The sequence below is a fragment of the Burkholderia crassaminum genome (assembly GCF_964265005.1).
In the GTDB taxonomy this organism is placed as follows: domain Bacteria; phylum Pseudomonadota; class Gammaproteobacteria; order Burkholderiales; family Burkholderiaceae; genus Burkholderia.
On sequence record NZ_OZ183799.1, the window covers coordinates 1,325,383 to 1,341,359 of the forward strand.

Genomic DNA, 15,977 nt, shown 5'->3' on the forward strand with positions numbered 1-15,977 from the left:
GTCCATTTGCTATCCTTGATGATCCTGTTCGCCCGGCCCGGCCGGTGCGAGGTTCCGACGCCTGCTTCATGCTCCATCTCTTCTATTCGAACCGTCACGAAACGCTGGCCGACGCGCTGCTCGAGGATCTGGCTGCGTTCCCGGCCCGCAACGGCCCGTGGGCGCCGCAACAGGTCATCGTGCCGAGTGCGGCGCTGCGCCGTCGCCTCGAGCTCGACATCGCCGCGCGCAACGGCGTATGCGCGAACGTCGAGTTCACGTATCTCGCGCAATGGCTGTGGGCGCAGATCGGCCGCGTGCTGACGGTGCCCGCGCGTTCGCCCTTTGCACCCGACCGCCTCGTGTGGCGCTGCTACCGGCTGTTTGCACAGGCATCCGATGGTGCGCCGTGGCTCGCGTCGCCGCGGCTGGCCGCGTATCTGTCCGCGTCCGACGATGCGATGCGCTACGAGCTGGCGCACCGCGTCGCGGCCGTGCTCGATCATTACCTGACCTATCGTCCCGAGTGGCTGGCCGCATGGCAGGCCGGCGAATCCGTGCTCGCGGGCGACGGCGCGCCGCGCGGAGTCAGCGACGCCGCGCGCGACGACGAGCGCTGGCAGGCCGCGCTGTGGCGCGCACTGCTCGCCGAGCTGAGCGACAGCGGCACGCCGCCGGCGCACCGCTTCCTCGTCGAGGCGCGCAATCTCGATCCTGAAACCGTCGCGCGCGCGCGCACGCACTGGCCGGAATCGGTTAGCGTGTTCGCGCTGCCGACGATGCCGCCGCTGCATGTCGCATTGCTGCGCGAGCTGTCGCGCTGGATCGACGTGCGCGTCTATGCGCTGAACCCGTGCCGCGAATTCTGGTTCGACATCGTCACGGCCGCGCATGCCGAGGCGCTTGACGCGGCCGGGCGGCTCGACTACCAGGAAGTCGGCCATCCGCTGCTCGCCGAGTGGGGCAGGCAGACGCAGGCGCAGTTGCACATGCTGCACGAACTGACCGAAAGCGCCGCGTCAGGCGATGCGTCGCGCTTCGTCGAGAATCCCGAGTCCACGTGGCTCGCGCGCGTGCAGAACGCGATCCTCGAACTGCAGCCGGAGGCCGAAGCCGGCGATGCACCGGCCGAGCGCGGCATCGAGGTGCACGTGTGCCACAGCCTCGCGCGCCAGCTCGAGGTGCTGCACGACCGGCTGCTCGCGTGGTTCGATGCCGACGCGAGCCTGCAGCCGTCCGACGTGCTCGTCGCGGTGGCCGATCTCGCGGCGGCCGGGCCGCTGATCGACGCGGTGTTCGGCACGGCCGGCACCGGCGGTGCACGCGTGCCTTACCGGATCACCGGCCTGCCGCCGTCGCAGGCGAACCCGGTCGCGCGCGTGCTGCTCGACTGGCTTGCGTTGCCGGAGCGGCAGGTCGGTGCGCCCGAGCTGGTCGAATGGCTGCGCGTCGACGCGGTGGCAGCACGCTACGGCATCGATGCGGCGGCGCTCGAGACGGTGCAGACCTGGCTCGCGGCCGCCGGCGCGCGGCGCGGGCTGTCGCCGCTCGCGAACGACGACGCGGCCGTGCCGTCGCCGCGTCATACGTTCTCCGATGCGCTCGCACGGCTCTTTCTCGGTTATGCGATGCCGGAGGGCGCGGCGCCGGTCGGTGCATGGCTGCCGATCGAGGCGGCCACCGGCAGCGAGGCCGAACTGCTCGGCCGGCTCGCGCGCTTCACCGACGATCTCGACGGCTTTGCGCGGCGGCTGGCCGAATCGCATACGCCGCAGGGCTGGAGCGAATTGTTCGCCGACACGCTCGCACGTTTCTTCGATTCGGGCGCCGCGTATGCGGATGCGCTCGCGGGCGTGCGCGATGCACTCGACGCGATGCTGGCCGCGATGACGGAGGGGGCACCCGACGAAGCGTTGCCGGCGGCCGTCGTCCGGGCCGGGCTGGCCGCCGCGCTCGACGATCCGGCGCGCGGCGGGGTGCCTTGGGGCGGCGTCACGTTCTCGTCGTTGACGAGCTTGCGCGGCCTGCCGTATCGCGTCGTCTGCCTGCTCGGGATGGACGACGGTGTGCTGCCGAGTCTCGCGCGTGCGGACGAATTCGACCTGATGGCCGTGATGCCGAAGCTCGGCGACCGCCAGCGCCGCGACGACGAGCGCAACCTGTTTCTCGACCTGCTGCTCGCCGCGCGCGACCGGTTGCTGATTGCCTACACGGGCCGCAGCATTCGTGACAACGCGCCGTTGCCGCCTGCGGCACTCGTCGACGAACTGCTCGACCATCTCGCGCTTGTCACGGCCGGGCCCGACGCCGCGCCGGACGCGGTCGATGCCGCGCGGCGCGCCTTCGTCGTCGAGCATCCGCTGCAACCGTTCGCGGCCGCGTATTTCCAGCCGGGCAGCCCACTCGTTTCCTATGACGCCGAGCGTGCGACGCTCGCGTCGCTGCTGGCCGCCGAGGCGTCGCGCGACGGGCCGCGCGAGCTGCCGTTCTTCGCGCAGCCGCTGCCGGCCGAACCGGTCGAGCCGGTCGCATTCAGCGAATTCGAACGCTTCTGGCGCCATCCCGCGCGCTCGCTGCTGCGCGCGCGGCTCGGCATTGTGCTCGCCGACGCACAGGCCGAACTGCTCGACACCGAGCCGTTCGCGCTCGACTTCGCCGGCAGCGATGCGCTGGCCGAGCGCGTGCTGCCGCTGCTGATCGAATCGGACGAGGGCGGCGTGCACGATCACGCGCTGCGCATCGCGGACGCGAGCCCCGAACTGCCAGGCGGCGCGACGGGCGCCGTGTGGCGCGACCAGGCGCTTGGCTCGATGACGCAGCTTGCATCGAACGTACGTCGCGCGCTGGCCGACGGGATGGAGCGGCGGCCGTTCTTGCTCACTGTCGTGCCTGCCTGGCCCGACACCGACCAGGCGCTGTTCGGCGCGCACGACGCGCTGCTGTCGGGCGACGCGGTGAGCGCGCCGCTTGAATTGCACGGCACGCTGAACCGGCTGACGCCTGCCGGGCAGATCATCTACCGCTATGCGAGGCCGAGTGCGCGCGATTATCTGTCCGCGTGGCTCGCACATCTCGTCTACTGCGCGATCGAGCCTGGCGGCCCGCGCCGCACGCTGTGGTTCGGCAGCGGCGGTGCATTCGAGCTGACGCCTGTCGCGGCGCCGCTCGAGCAGCTCGCACCGCTTGCCGCGCTGTTTCGCGCGGGGCGGCGCATGCCGCTGCGGTTTTTCCCGCGCAGCGCGTGGGCACGGGTGTCCGACGGCGAGGCCAAGGCCGCGAGTGTCTGGATCAACGAGCGGGTCGTGAGCGAAGCCGACGATCCGGCCATCGCGATCGCGTGGCGCGGTGCGCATGCGTCGCTCGACGAGCCGTTCGCCACACTCGCGCGGCTCGTGTTCGATCCGCTCGTCGAGCATCTGAAGGAGGTCGCATGAGCGCCGTGTCGCAGCCGCAGCAGGCGCTCGAACTCGACGTGTTCGCGTGTCCGCTCGATGGCGTCAACCAGATCGAGGCGTCGGCCGGCACCGGCAAGACCTGGAACATCTGCGCACTGTATGTTCGCCTGCTGCTGGAAAAGGATCTCGGAGCGGACGAAATCCTCGTCGTGACTTTCACGAAAGCAGCGACTGCCGAGCTGCACGAGCGGATTCGCGGCCGGCTCGCGCAGCTTGCGCATGCGCTCGACACGGGTGACGACGGCGGCGATCCGTTCATCGAGCGCCTGCTCGAGACGACGCTCGGCGAAGGCGGCGAGCTCGACCCTGAAACGGCCGCGAAACGGATCCGGCGTGCGCTGCGCGCGTTCGACCAGGCTGCCATCCATACGATCCACGCGTTCTGCCAGCGCGCGCTGCAGGAAGCGCCGTTCGCGGCCGCGATGCCGTTCGCGTTCGACATGGAGGCCGACGACGCGTCGCTGCGCTTCGAACTCGCAGCGGATTTCTGGCGCACCCGTGTCGAACCGGCGGCCGCGCGCTGGCCGGGCTTTGCGACCTGGCTCGTCGAGTCGGGTGCCGGGCCGGCCGCGCTCGATGCGCAGCTCGCGCGCCGGCTGAAGAAGCCGCTCGCCGCGCTGCGCTGGGACGGCGTGACCGAGCCCGACGAATCGGCCGAAGCCGCTGCGGCCGAATGCTTCGCCGAGGCCGGGCGGATGTGGGCGGCCGAGCGCGAAGCGATCGATGCGTTGCTGCGCACCGCGCAGCCCGCGCTCAACCAGCGCTCGCACAAACCCGAAGCGGTTGCCGATGCGCTTGCCGCATGGGCTGCGCATTTCACGCAGGGCGACGCGACGGCTGCGCTGCCGAAAGCCGCGCTGAAGCTCACGCGCACCGCGCTCGTGAAGGCGACAAAAAAAGGCGGCGCGACGCCCGAGCATGCGTTCTTCGACGTGGCCGACGCGCTCGAAGCGGCCGTGGCGGCCGCCGAGGCCGCGCAGCGCGCGCGCTGGCTCGCGCTGATCGCCGAATGGCTCGACATGGCGCCGGGCGAACTGGCCGAGCGCAAGCGCACGCGGCGCGTCGTCTCGTTCGACGATCTGCTCACGAACCTGTATCACGCGCTGCATGCGCATCCGTGGCTCGCCGAGACGCTGCGCGTGCGCTATCCGGCCGCGCTGATCGACGAGTTCCAGGATACCGACCCGCTGCAGTTCGCGATCTTCGACCGGATCTTCGCGCCGGGCGGCCCGCTGTTTCTGGTCGGCGATCCGAAGCAGGCGATCTACAGCTTCCGCGCGGCCGATCTGCATACCTATCTCGCCGCGCGCGCACGGGCGAGCGCGTGCTACACGCTCGCGGTCAACCAGCGCTCGACGCCCGCGATCGTCGACGCGTGCAACCGCTTCTTCATGTCGAATCCGCAGGCATTCGTACTCGACGGGCTCGACTATTACGCGGTGCGCGCCGGCACGCGCGTGCGCGCGCCGTTCGTCGACGAAACCGATCCGGGCCCGGCCGGCGATTTCCGGGTGTGGGCGTTGCCTGGCGGTGAAGGCACGTTGCTCAAGCGCGATGCGCAGGCGCAGGCCGCGCAGGCCTGTGCCGCCGAGATCGCGCGGCTGATGCGCGGTGCGCGCGAAAGGCGCGTGCGGCTCGGCGAGTCGCCGCTGTCGCCGGGCGATATCGCGGTGCTCGTGCAGACGCACCGGCAGGGCAGCCTCGTGAAGCGCGTGCTGGCCACGTGGGGCATCGGCAGCGTGGAACTGGCGCAGGCATCGGTGTTCTCGACCGGCGACGCGGAGCAGCTTGAACGTGTGCTGGCGGCGATCGATGCGCCGGGCGACCTGCGGCGTCTGCGCGCGGCGCTCGCATCCGACTGGTTCGGTCTCGATGCCGGCGCACTGTGGCGGATGGAGCAAGGCGACGGTGATGCGCCGCACGAAGCGTCCGCGGCCGACAGCACCGACGCGATGAGCTGGGTCGAGCGCTTCTCGCGGTACCGGCTGCTGTGGCGCGAACGCGGTTTCGCGGTGATGTGGCGCACGTTCACGCGCGAATTGCGGATCGCCGAGCGGCTGATGGCCGGCGCGGACGGCGAGCGTCGCGTGACCGACATCAACCATCTGGCCGAACTGACGCAGGCACGCGCGTCCGCGCAGCCGGGCATCGCGCCGACGCTGCGCTGGCTTGCCGCGCAACGGCTCGACGGCGGCGGCGAGGAAGCGCAGTTGCGGCTCGAATCCGATCGCAACCTCGTGCAGATCGTCACCGTGCACAAATCGAAAGGCCTGGAATACGCGATCGTGTTCTGTCCGTTCCTGAACGACGGCGGGTTGCGCGAGCCGCCCGCGTCCGCGCTGCCCGATGCGCGCGAATATCACGACGATGCGGGCGATGCGGTGCTGCACTACGGGTGCGACGACGAAGCGGCCGCGCATGCGGCGCGGCAAGCGCTGCGCGAGCAGGCCGCGGAGCGCGCGCGGCTCGTCTACGTGGCGCTCACGCGCGCGGTCTATCGCTGCTATGTCGTCGCCGGGCCGTACCTGTCGTCGCGCTCGACGCGTGAAGCGCGGCGCAGCGTGCTCAACTGGCTCGTCGCCGGCGCCGGCCAGTCGTTCGATGCATGGCTCGACGAGCCGCCCGACGAAGCCGCGCTCGATACGGCGTGGCATGCGCTCGCGGGTGGCCCCGTGAGCGTCGCGCCACTGCCGGCGCCCGCGCGACCCGAGCGTCTCGCGGCCGGGCACGACGCATCGCAGACGTTCGCGGCGCGCCATGCGACGCGCGTGCTGCGCGATGCCTGGCGGATGGCCAGCTTCAGTTCGCTGACCGCGTCGATGGCGCGCGAGGAGGCGGGCGTTGCAGCCGTGCCCGATGACGAACTGCGGCCCGATCACGATGCGCTTGCCGCGGTGGCGCCGGATGGCGAGTGGCTATTGGCCGATACGGTCGCGTCCGACCCGCCGGAAGACGACATCCTCGTGTTCCCGCGCGGCGCGGCGGCCGGCGAGTGCCTGCACCGTCTGTTCGAACTCAGCCGGTTCACGGAGCCCGAGTCGTGGCCCAAGGCCGCGCTCGGCGCGCTGCACGACCGGCCGGTCGAGGCCGTGCCCGAACTCGCGACGCGTCTGCCCGCGATGATGGTGCAACTGGTCGACGACGTCGTGCGCACCGAGCTCGTGCCGGGCATGCGGCTCGCCGATCTCGATCCCGCGAAGCGGCTCGACGAAATGGGTTTCCTGTTCCCGGCGCCGTCGCTCGACCTGATGGCGCTACGCCGCCTGCTGGTCGCACACGGCTACCCGGACGTTGCACTGGAGGCGGGCATGCTCGCCGGTTTCATCAAGGGTTTCATCGACATGATCGTCGAACACGACGGCCGCTTCTGGATCGTCGACTGGAAGTCGAACCATCTCGGCACGACGCCGGATGCCTATGGCCCGCGTGCGCTCGACGCCGCGATGGCCGACCACGCGTATCACCTGCAGGCGCTGCTCTATACGGTCGCACTGCATCGCTACTTGCGCGGGCGGCTGCCCGACTACGACTACGACACGCATATCGCGGGCTACCTGTACCTGTTCGTGCGTGGGGTTCGGCCCGGCTGGCGCAGCGGCGGCGAGCCGGCCGGCGTGCACGCGCGGCGGCCCGCGCGCGCGCTTGTCGACGCGCTCGACCGGATGATGGAAGGGGGCCGCGCATGAATGCGCAGGACGATACGCTCGAATTTACCGGCGGCCTCGTCGCGCGGCTGCCCGAGCCCGCGGATTTCGGCATCGCGCTCGCGGAAGGTTTCGCGCGCCGCATCGGCGACTTCTCTCGCCGCGCCGGCGCGCCGGCTGCGGCCGCGCGATGGGCGGCGCGTGCCGCGTTCGCAACGAGTCGTGCGACCGCGGGCGGCCACGTGTGCGTCGCGCTCGGCGCGCTCGCGCAACGCTACGAAGCACCGCTCGACGAGGTTCGCACGGCGCTTGCCGCGAGCGGCGTGGTCGCGTTCGGCACGCTCGCGCGTGGCGACGAGCGGCCGCTGATCGTCGATCGCCATGACCACCTGTACCTGTCGCGCTATTTCGATTACGAACGGCGGCTTGCCGATGCGCTCGTCGCGCAGGCCGGTGCGGCCGCGCCGGACGAAGGTCTCGAACCCGACCGGCTGCGCGACAGTCTCGCGCGTTACTTCGGGCCGGCGACCGGCGAAGTCGACTGGCAGCGTGTCGCGGCGATCGTCGCGCTGACCGGCCGCGTGACGATCGTCAGCGGTGGCCCGGGCACGGGCAAGACGACGACGGTCGTCGGTGTGCTGGCCTGTCTGCTCGATGCGCATTCGGGGCTGCGCGTCGCGCTGGCCGCGCCGACCGGCAAGGCCGCGCAGCGCATGCAGGAGGCCCTGCATGCGCGGGCCGGCGACCTGCCGCCCGAACTCGCGGCGCGCCTGCCCGATACGTCGTACACGCTGCACCGGTTGCTGGGCGGCGGCGGGGCGGCCGGCTTCCGGCATCATCGCGACAATCCGCTGCCGTACGACCTGATCGTCGTCGACGAGGCGTCGATGATCGACGTCGCGCTCGCCGCGCATCTGCTCGATGCGCTCGCGCCGGGCGCACGGCTCGTGCTGCTCGGCGACAAGGATCAACTGGCCGCGGTCGAGGCGGGCGCCGTATTCGCGGAGCTGAGCGCGCGGCCGGCGTTTACCGCCGCGGCGCGCACACGCATCGCGCAGGCGCTCGGCATCGACGAGGCGGCATTCGTCGCGGCGTTGCCGGTGCAGGACGAAGCCGCGACCGCGGCAGTTCCCGCTGCGCATCCGGTTTACGCCGCGGCCCGCGCACCGGCATCGGCACTGGCGTCGGCATCGGCATCGGCACCGGCACCGGCACCGGCACCGGCACCGGCACCGGCACCGGCCGCCGCACGCAAACCGATATCGCGACGGAAGACCGATGCGCGACAGGCGTCACTCTTCGACGACGAACCGCAGGATGACGAAATGCCGTCGCCCGACGTCGTGTCGCCGCTCGCCGCCGCTCCCGTGCCGGTCGAAACCGGCGATGCAGGCAATGCAGGCAATGCAGGCAATGCAGGCAATGCAGGCGAAGCCCCCGCGTGGATCGAGGTCGACGAACTCGCGTGGCTCGACGCCGTCGAGCTGCCACCGTTCGACGCAGGCGATGCGGCGCTTGCGTCTGTCACATCGATACTGCCGGACGAACCCGCCGCCGCGTCCGCCACGCCCGCAGCGGCATCCGCACCGGCACCACTCGCCGACTGCGTAGTCTGGCTCGAACGCAATTACCGCTTCGGTCTCGATTCGCCGATCGGGCGGCTGTCGCTCGCGATCCGCAGCGGCGACGTGCAGGCCGCGCTCGACGCGCTGCCCGCCGACGATACGGCCGCCGCGTCGTTCCATGACGATGCGGGCGAGTCGCTCGCGTCGTCGACGCTCGAGCGCCTCGCGCGGCGGTTCGGTGCTTACCTCGATGCGTTGCGCGACGCGCTGGCCACGCCGGTGCCCGATCCGTTGCCGCTGTTCGACGCGCTCAACCGGTTCCGGATCCTGTGCGCGACCCGCAGCGGCTTGCGCGGCGCGGAGCACGTCAATGCGCTCGTGGCCGCGCACGTGCGCCACGCGGCGCGCGTGCCGCTCGCGGTCGGCGCGCACTGGTTTACGGGGCGGCCGATCATGGTGACGCGCAACGACTATGCGCTCGGGCTGTTCAACGGCGATATCGGCATTGCGCTGCCCGACGCGCACAGCGTGCTGCGCGTGTGGTTCAGGCGTGCGGACGGCACCGCGCGCGCGGTGTCGCCGGCCGCGCTGCCGCCGCACGAAACCGCGTTCGCGCTGACGGTCCACAAATCGCAGGGCTCGGAGTTCGACGAAGCCGCGCTCGTGCTGCCGGCATCGTTCGGCCGTGTGCTCACGCGCGAACTCGTCTATACGGCCGTCACGCGTGCGCGCACGCGCGTGCAGGTGATCGGGCCGCGGCGCGTGCTGGCGCAGGCGGTCGCGACGCGCACGCAGCGCGATTCGGGGCTCGCGGCACGCGTCGACGAAGCGCTTGCACGGCGCCGCATGGAGGCTGCGCGATGATGATCCGCTATACGCTCGATCCGGCCGAGGTCGAATGGACGGCCGTGCGCGCGCAAGGCGCCGGTGGGCAGAACGTGAACAAGGTGTCGAGCGCGATCCATCTGCGCTTCGATATCCGTGCGTCGTCGTTGCCGCCTGTCATCAAGGAGCGGCTTCTCGCGCTGTCCGACCAGCGCATCACGCGCGATGGCATCGTCGTGATCAAGTCGCAGGAATATCGCACCCAGGAGAAGAACCGCGAGGCCGCGCTGGCGCGCCTCGATGCGTTGATCGGCGGCGTTGCGTTCACGCCGCGCGCACGGGTTGCCACGCGGCCGACACGTGCGTCGAAAGAGCGGCGGCTCGAGCACAAGTCGCGCCGCAGCGCGGTGAAGTCGGGAAGAGGGAAGGTGAGCGACTGACGAATGGATGAACGGGCGAACGACGGGCACGACTGCCGGTTGCCCGCCGCCGCGCCGGTTAACGCATCACGGTCCCGGCGCTGTCGAGTACGAAGTCGACGCAGAACACGACGAGCCGGCTCTGCGCGCGGATCGCGACGGCGGCCGTATAGCAGTCGCGGCCTTCTGTCAGCGAGAAGTGCGGGCCCATCAGCGCGACGCGTCCGGGCGCGGCGATCGCGCGCTGGAAATACGGGCGCCGCGACCAGTTGCTGTGGGTTTCCGGGAAGAGCGGTGCGAGGCGGGTGACGGCGGCCTGGCCGTCGTCGGCGCGCGCGCCGATCGACGGCAGGAACTGCTCGCCGGTTTCGTCGGTGACGAACACGCGGCGTGCGGCCGGCACCGCGAATACGCGTTGCGCGGCGTCCTGCAGGTTGCCGCTCGCGGAGAACGCGGCTGCGCCGGTCAGCACGAGCCGCTCGATCGCGTCGAAGCCCGGCTGCTCGGCGATGACCGGCGTGTGCCGGCGGGCGATGAAGCGCTGCCACGCGGCATCGAGCATCGCGGGTGCCGCCGCGCTGGCATGTGCGATCGATGCGTCGGGCTGGCCGAACTGAAAACCTTGCACGAAATCGATGTCGGCTTCCATCAGCGCCTGCAGCGCGTCGTCGTTCTCGACGCCCTCGGCGAGCACCATCGCACCGGCCTGATGCAGCATCGACACGAGGTGATGCATGATGCGGCGATCGTCGGACGAACCGGTCGAGCGTTCGACGAGCGAGCGATCGAGCTTGACGATGTCGGGGCGCGCGCGCCACACGCGGTCGAAGTTCGAGAACCCCGTGCCGAAATCGTCGATCGCGATCAGGAAGTCGCGATGCTGGATCATGTCGATCGTGCGGGCGAGTGCGGCTTCGTCGCGCGCTGGCTGTTCGACGACTTCCAGCACGATCCGGTTCGGCGGCAGCGCGAAATGCCGGCCCAGCGCCTCGACGAATTCGCGCTGCACGAGGCCCGAGTCGAGCACGCGCGGTGTGACGTTCAGGAACAGCCAGCCGTCGCCGATGCCCTGCGCGACGAAGTTGGCCGTATGCAGGCAGCGCGCGAGCCGGTCGAGCAGCAGCGCATCGGCATCGGCGCGCGTCTTGTCGAACAGGGCGGCGGGCGAGATCAGCGTGCCGTTCGCGTCGACGACGCGCAGCAGCGCCTCGTAACCGACGACCCGCTTGTGCGTGATCGACAGCACGGGCTGGAACACGCTGCGCAGCGTCGTGGTGCGATAGGTGGCGATCCAGCCGCCGGGCGTCGGGGTGAGACGTTCGAGCAGGGAGTCGAGCGAGAGGTCGCGGGCGGGCTTCATGTCAACGGTGCCCGGGGCGGCGCGGCAGCGCGCCGCCGCGCTGAAGCAGTCGCACGCGCCGGCGGACGCGAAAGGACGTGGGACATCGAGACCGCCTTCTGCGGGTAAGTGTTCGGAGTGTAACGGGAATGGGGCCGCTCGCGTATCAGGGAAACTCCAGACGCACCCGGGTATGCGGCCGCGGCCGGCGCCGCTCGCATGCGCGCCGCGCATGACAGCCGCGAAGCGAAGGGCGTCGCCGCCGCACATGACAATCCGGCGGCATCGCACGCGGTGAGGCGGGAAATCCCGACGGCCGGCATCGCCGTCAAGCGAATGTCGCCGTCAGAGGAATGCCGGCAGCGTTGCGGCACCCGCCACGGCGCGGCGGTGGGCAGGCGCCGCCCGGCCGTCACGAATCACGGCCCGGCCGATGGCGACGCGTGCGCCCGGACGAATCGTCAGGTCGCTTCGCCGCTGCGCGGCCGGACCCCGGGGATCCGCTTGATCACGCCGGTCGCGAGCGCGGTGCCGACGAGCACGATCGCGCAGCCTTCGATCATCACGGCCGACACGTGTTCGCCGAGGAACAGCGCGCCCCACAGCAGGCCGAACACGGGGATCACGAACGTCACGGTAATCGCGCGGGCGGGGCCGATGTGCGCGATCAGGTAGAAATAGATGAAATACGCGATGCCCGTACAGGCGACGCCGAGCGCGAGCACCGAGCCCCACGCGTGCGCGCTGACCGGTGCGACCGGCCAGGTGGCGATTGCGAACGGCAGCAGCAGGACGGTCGAGCCGATCATGCTGCCGGTCGCGTTGACGAGCGGATCGACGCCGGTCAACTTGCGCTTCGTGTAATTGGCCGCGATGCCGTACAGCAGCGTCGCGCCGAGTGCCGCGGCGGCAGCGAGCGCGGTCGCGGCGGCGCCCGTTTCGCCGTGCGCATTCGCGATCTGGTTCCACACGAGCGTGAGCACGCCGGCGAACCCGATCACGAGGCCGAGCGCCCGCGGCAGCGACAGCTTGTCCTTCAGCCACAGGTAGGCCACGAGCGCGCCCCAGAGCGGCGTCGTCGCGTTGATCACCGACGTCACGCCGGCCGACAGCGTCAGCTCGGCGAACGCGAACAGGCAGAACGGGATACCCGAGTTCAGTGCGCCGACGACGAACAACGGCCACGCATGACGGCGCAGCCGGGCGCCGAGATCGGCGGGTTTGAAGCGCGTCAGCGCGAAGCCCGTGAGAAACAGCGCGCCGATCCCCACCCGCAATGCCATCAGCGGCGCGACGCCGAGATCGACGACGCCGATCCGGATAAACAGGAACGACGCACCCCACAGGGCAGCGAGCACGGTCAGCAGGAGGGCGTTCTTGGGCGACATCGATCGAGAAGGGCGGGGGAAGGGATGCAGAGGATCTTACACCTCGTTACCACGCCGTCGTTTCACGATTCGATGAAATGGCAAGAAACGGGAATGTCGCCGGTTGCCGGCACGGGACGGCCGCGTGCCGGCGGTCACACCTGATTAATGGTGGCGCCAGCCGCCGCGTCCGCCGAAGCCGAAATTGAGCGAAAGCGCCGGTCCCCAATAGCCGCCCCATGCGGGGGCATAGGCAGGTGCCGGATAGTAATAGGCGGGGCCCGGATCGACGTAGACGGGGGCCGGCTGCACCGGTGCAGCCGCGTAATAGCCGCCAGGATAATAGCCGTACGGGTAGTAGCAGCCGGCGAGCGTCACGCAGGCGAGCGCCGCGGCGACGAGGATCCTGTTCATGATGTCTCTCCGGCGGAGCCGGCAATCGGCAGATGCTTAAGCTTAGGCCGCGCGCCGATGACACGATGTGCAAAACGGTAACGGATCATTTCCGCGCAGGCTGCCGGTCACGTTGCGGTGCCGCATGTGAAAACGGCGCTTTCGCACCGCGAAAACGCCGCCTGGCTGACTGTCGCGGCGCGCTGCGCCGCTTACTTGCCGACCTGGTTGCCGATGATGCCGCCGGCCGCTGCGCCGCCCAGCGTCGACAGCGCACTGCCGCCGATCGCCGCGCCGGCGACGCCGCCGACACCTGCACCGATTGCCGTGTCGCGCTGGCGTCTCGTCATCGAGTCACAGGCCGACAGGCTGGCCACGGTCGCGACGAGCAGCGCGCAAATTCCCATACGCCGTATCGAATTCATGATCGTTGTCCTTGCGGTTGTGAACGGAGGACACGCGACCGGCCGGCGGCCGCGCATGAACCCAATCTACGCGCCGCCCCCCGACGCTGCTGTAAGGACTTGTTAAGGCTCACGCGGTTTCGTAATGAATTGTTTCGGGTGGTTTACCCGTGTGCCTACGGGTACGCTACATACGAAAAAAAGCCCGCTCGAAAGCGGGCTTCGTACATCGCGTCGTGATCCGGTGGGGATCGCCGCGCGTGCTTATTGACGGTGATAGATCTCGGCGCCGGTCTTGACGAACTCGACCGCCTTGACTTCCATCCCCTTCTTCAGCGCTTCGGATTCCGACACACCTTGCTGCGCCGCGAACTCGCGTACGTCCTGCGTGATTTTCATCGAGCAGAAGTGCGGGCCGCACATCGAGCAGAAGTGCGCGACCTTCGCCGAATCCTTCGGCAGCGTTTCGTCGTGGAATTCGCGCGCCTTGTCCGGATCGAGACCGATGTTGAACTGGTCTTCCCAGCGGAACTCGAAGCGTGCCTTCGACAGTGCGTTGTCGCGTACCTGCGCGCCGGGGTGGCCCTTCGCGAGATCGGCGGCGTGCGCGGCGAGCTTGTACGTGATGATGCCTTCCTTCACGTCGTCCTTGTTCGGCAGGCCGAGGTGTTCCTTCGGCGTCACGTAGCAGAGCATCGCGGTGCCGAACCAGCCGATCATCGCGGCGCCGATGCCGGACGTGATGTGGTCGTAGCCCGGTGCGATGTCGGTGGTGAGCGGCCCGAGCGTGTAGAACGGCGCTTCCTTGCACCAGTCGAGCTGGAGATCCATGTTCTCCTTGATCAGCTGCATCGGCACGTGGCCGGGGCCTTCGATCATCACCTGCACGTCGTGCTTCCATGCGATCTGCGTGAGTTCGCCGAGCGTCTTCAGTTCGCCGAGCTGCGCTTCGTCGTTCGCGTCGTAGATCGAGCCGGGGCGCAGGCCGTCGCCGAGCGAGAAGCTCACGTCGTACGCCTTCATGATCTCGCAGATCTCTTCGAAGTGTTCGTACAGGAAGCTTTCCTTGTGATGCGCGAGGCACCACTTCGCCATGATCGAGCCGCCGCGCGACACGATGCCCGTCATCCGGTTCGCGGTGAGCGGCACGTACTGCAGGCGCACGCCCGCGTGGATCGTGAAGTAGTCGACGCCTTGCTCGGCCTGCTCGATCAGCGTGTCGCGGAAGATTTCCCAGGTGAGATCCTCGGCCTTGCCGTTGACCTTTTCCAGCGCCTGGTAGATCGGCACCGTGCCGATCGGCACCGGGCTGTTGCGGATGATCCACTCGCGCGTTTCATGGATGTGCTTGCCGGTCGACAGGTCCATCACCGTGTCGCCGCCCCAGCGGATCGCCCACGTCATCTTGTCGACTTCCTCGCCGATCGACGACGTGACGGCCGAGTTGCCGATGTTCGCGTTGATCTTCACGAGGAAGTTGCGGCCGATGATCATCGGCTCGGATTCCGGGTGGTTGATGTTCGCGGGGATGATCGCGCGGCCGCACGCCACTTCCGAGCGCACGAATTCCGGCGTGATCTCGGCCGGCGCGTTCGCGCCGAAGGCCGTTGCGCCGAACGCCTGGCCCGGGTGCTGGCGGCCCATCATCGCGGCGAGCTTCGCGCCGTTCGGGCCGCTCGCCTTCAGGCTTTCGAGGTACTCGGCACGGCGCTGGTTCTCGCGGATCGCGATGTATTCCATTTCCGGCGTGATGATGCCCTGACGCGCGTAGTGCATCTGCGTGACGTTCTTGCCGGCTTGTGCGCGGCGCGGGTTGCGGTGCAGGCCCGGGAACCGCAGGTCGGCGGTGGCCGGGTCGGCCGCGCGCTCGAGGCCGTACTGGCTCGACAGGCCGCCGAGCACTTCGGTGTCGCCGCGTGCCTCGATCCAGCCCTGACGCAGTGCGGCCAGGCCCGCGCGGATGTCGATCTTCGCTTCCGGATCGGTGTAGGGGCCCGACGTGTCGTACACGTAGATCGGCGGGTTCTTTTCGCCGCCGAAGCCGGTCGGCGTGTCGGCCTGCGTGATTTCACGCATCGGCACGCGGATGTCGGGCTGGGAGCCGGTTACATAAACCTTGCGGGAATTCGGCAGCGGGGCGACGGCCGCGGCATCGACATGAGCGTCGGCGGACAGAAACTTCGGATTGGCGTTCATGCAATCTCCTGTGTGAGCGCCGGACAGGCGCTTCGGCGCTTGCCCGGAGCCCTTGACGTATGTGGGGCTCGAGCTAAGCAGGAGACGAGGCTTGGTGAGGCGGCGGATTTCGTCAGAAGGATGGCGGCGAAATCCGTACGCTTCCCTGCGCTGGCATTATCCAGATCAGGTTCAAAGGGTATTTCTCACCCGCAATGCCGGTTGTTTGACCGAACGCATTGCAGGACCCCCGCGTTAGCAGCGCACACGATACACTGGCTTGGCGGCGGTTTCAACCGGGAGAGGATCGGCCATCCCGGTGCGGCCGCAGCATGGCGGGCGGTGCGATGGCCCGTCGAAATGGCAGCGCGCGTCGCCGCCGCATGGCCGCACGGCTTGGCCGGCCGCGGCG

9 protein-coding genes and 1 riboswitch are annotated in these 15,977 nt (G+C 69.5%); of the genes, 4 read left to right on the forward strand and 5 right to left on the reverse strand.

Annotated features, from left to right (window positions below):
- The first annotated feature begins 68 nt into the window (after positions 1 to 68).
- Genes recC through arfB form a run of 4 tightly spaced genes read left to right on the forward strand, consistent with a single transcriptional unit; the run spans position 69 to position 9,908 of the window.
- Positions 69 to 3,413, forward strand: a complete 3,345-nt coding sequence (gene recC / locus ACPTTF_RS06130) for an exodeoxyribonuclease V subunit gamma (protein WP_423370567.1) — start codon at positions 69 to 71, stop codon at positions 3,411 to 3,413.
- Complete coding sequence (gene recB, locus ACPTTF_RS06135; protein WP_423370568.1) at positions 3,410 to 7,120, forward strand: exodeoxyribonuclease V subunit beta; 3,711 nt, start codon at positions 3,410 to 3,412, stop codon at positions 7,118 to 7,120. The genes recC and recB overlap by 4 nt, the downstream gene beginning before the upstream one ends.
- On the forward strand, positions 7,117 to 9,507 hold the full coding sequence (locus ACPTTF_RS06140) for an AAA family ATPase (RefSeq protein ID WP_423370569.1): 2,391 nt from the start codon (positions 7,117 to 7,119) through the stop codon (positions 9,505 to 9,507). Before recB ends, ACPTTF_RS06140 begins: the two co-directional genes overlap by 4 nt.
- Complete coding sequence (gene arfB, locus ACPTTF_RS06145) at positions 9,504 to 9,908, forward strand: alternative ribosome rescue aminoacyl-tRNA hydrolase ArfB (protein WP_166957758.1); 405 nt, start codon at positions 9,504 to 9,506, stop codon at positions 9,906 to 9,908. Before ACPTTF_RS06140 ends, arfB begins: the two co-directional genes overlap by 4 nt.
- A gap of 58 nt (positions 9,909 to 9,966) precedes the next feature.
- Here the strand turns inward: arfB and ACPTTF_RS06150 are convergent, their stop codons facing one another.
- From ACPTTF_RS06150 to thiC, 5 genes are all read right to left on the reverse strand, one after another.
- Entirely contained in the window at positions 9,967 to 11,247 is a 1,281-nt protein-coding gene (locus tag ACPTTF_RS06150) for a sensor domain-containing phosphodiesterase (RefSeq protein ID WP_423370570.1), read from the reverse strand.
- A 440-nt stretch (positions 11,248 to 11,687) separates the two neighbouring features.
- A complete protein-coding gene (locus tag ACPTTF_RS06155; protein WP_423370571.1) occupies positions 11,688 to 12,614 on the reverse strand; it encodes a DMT family transporter in 927 nt (308 codons plus the stop codon).
- 144 nt (positions 12,615 to 12,758) lie between these two features.
- Positions 12,759 to 13,007 carry a hypothetical protein gene (locus ACPTTF_RS06160; protein ID WP_423370572.1) on the reverse strand — a complete coding sequence of 83 codons (249 nt, stop codon included), beginning with the start codon at positions 13,005 to 13,007 and terminating at the stop codon, positions 12,759 to 12,761.
- A 191-nt stretch (positions 13,008 to 13,198) separates the two neighbouring features.
- Complete coding sequence (locus ACPTTF_RS06165) at positions 13,199 to 13,411, reverse strand: glycine zipper 2TM domain-containing protein (protein ID WP_166957766.1); 213 nt, start codon at positions 13,409 to 13,411, stop codon at positions 13,199 to 13,201.
- 243 nt (positions 13,412 to 13,654) lie between these two features.
- The gene (gene thiC, locus ACPTTF_RS06170) at positions 13,655 to 15,586 is read right to left on the reverse strand and encodes a phosphomethylpyrimidine synthase ThiC (RefSeq protein WP_423370573.1); all 1,932 of its coding nucleotides are present in this window, start codon (positions 15,584 to 15,586) and stop codon (positions 13,655 to 13,657) included.
- Between the two features lie 124 nt (positions 15,587 to 15,710).
- Positions 15,711 to 15,827, reverse strand: a riboswitch (TPP riboswitch).
- Between the last annotated feature and the right edge of the window lie 150 nt (positions 15,828 to 15,977).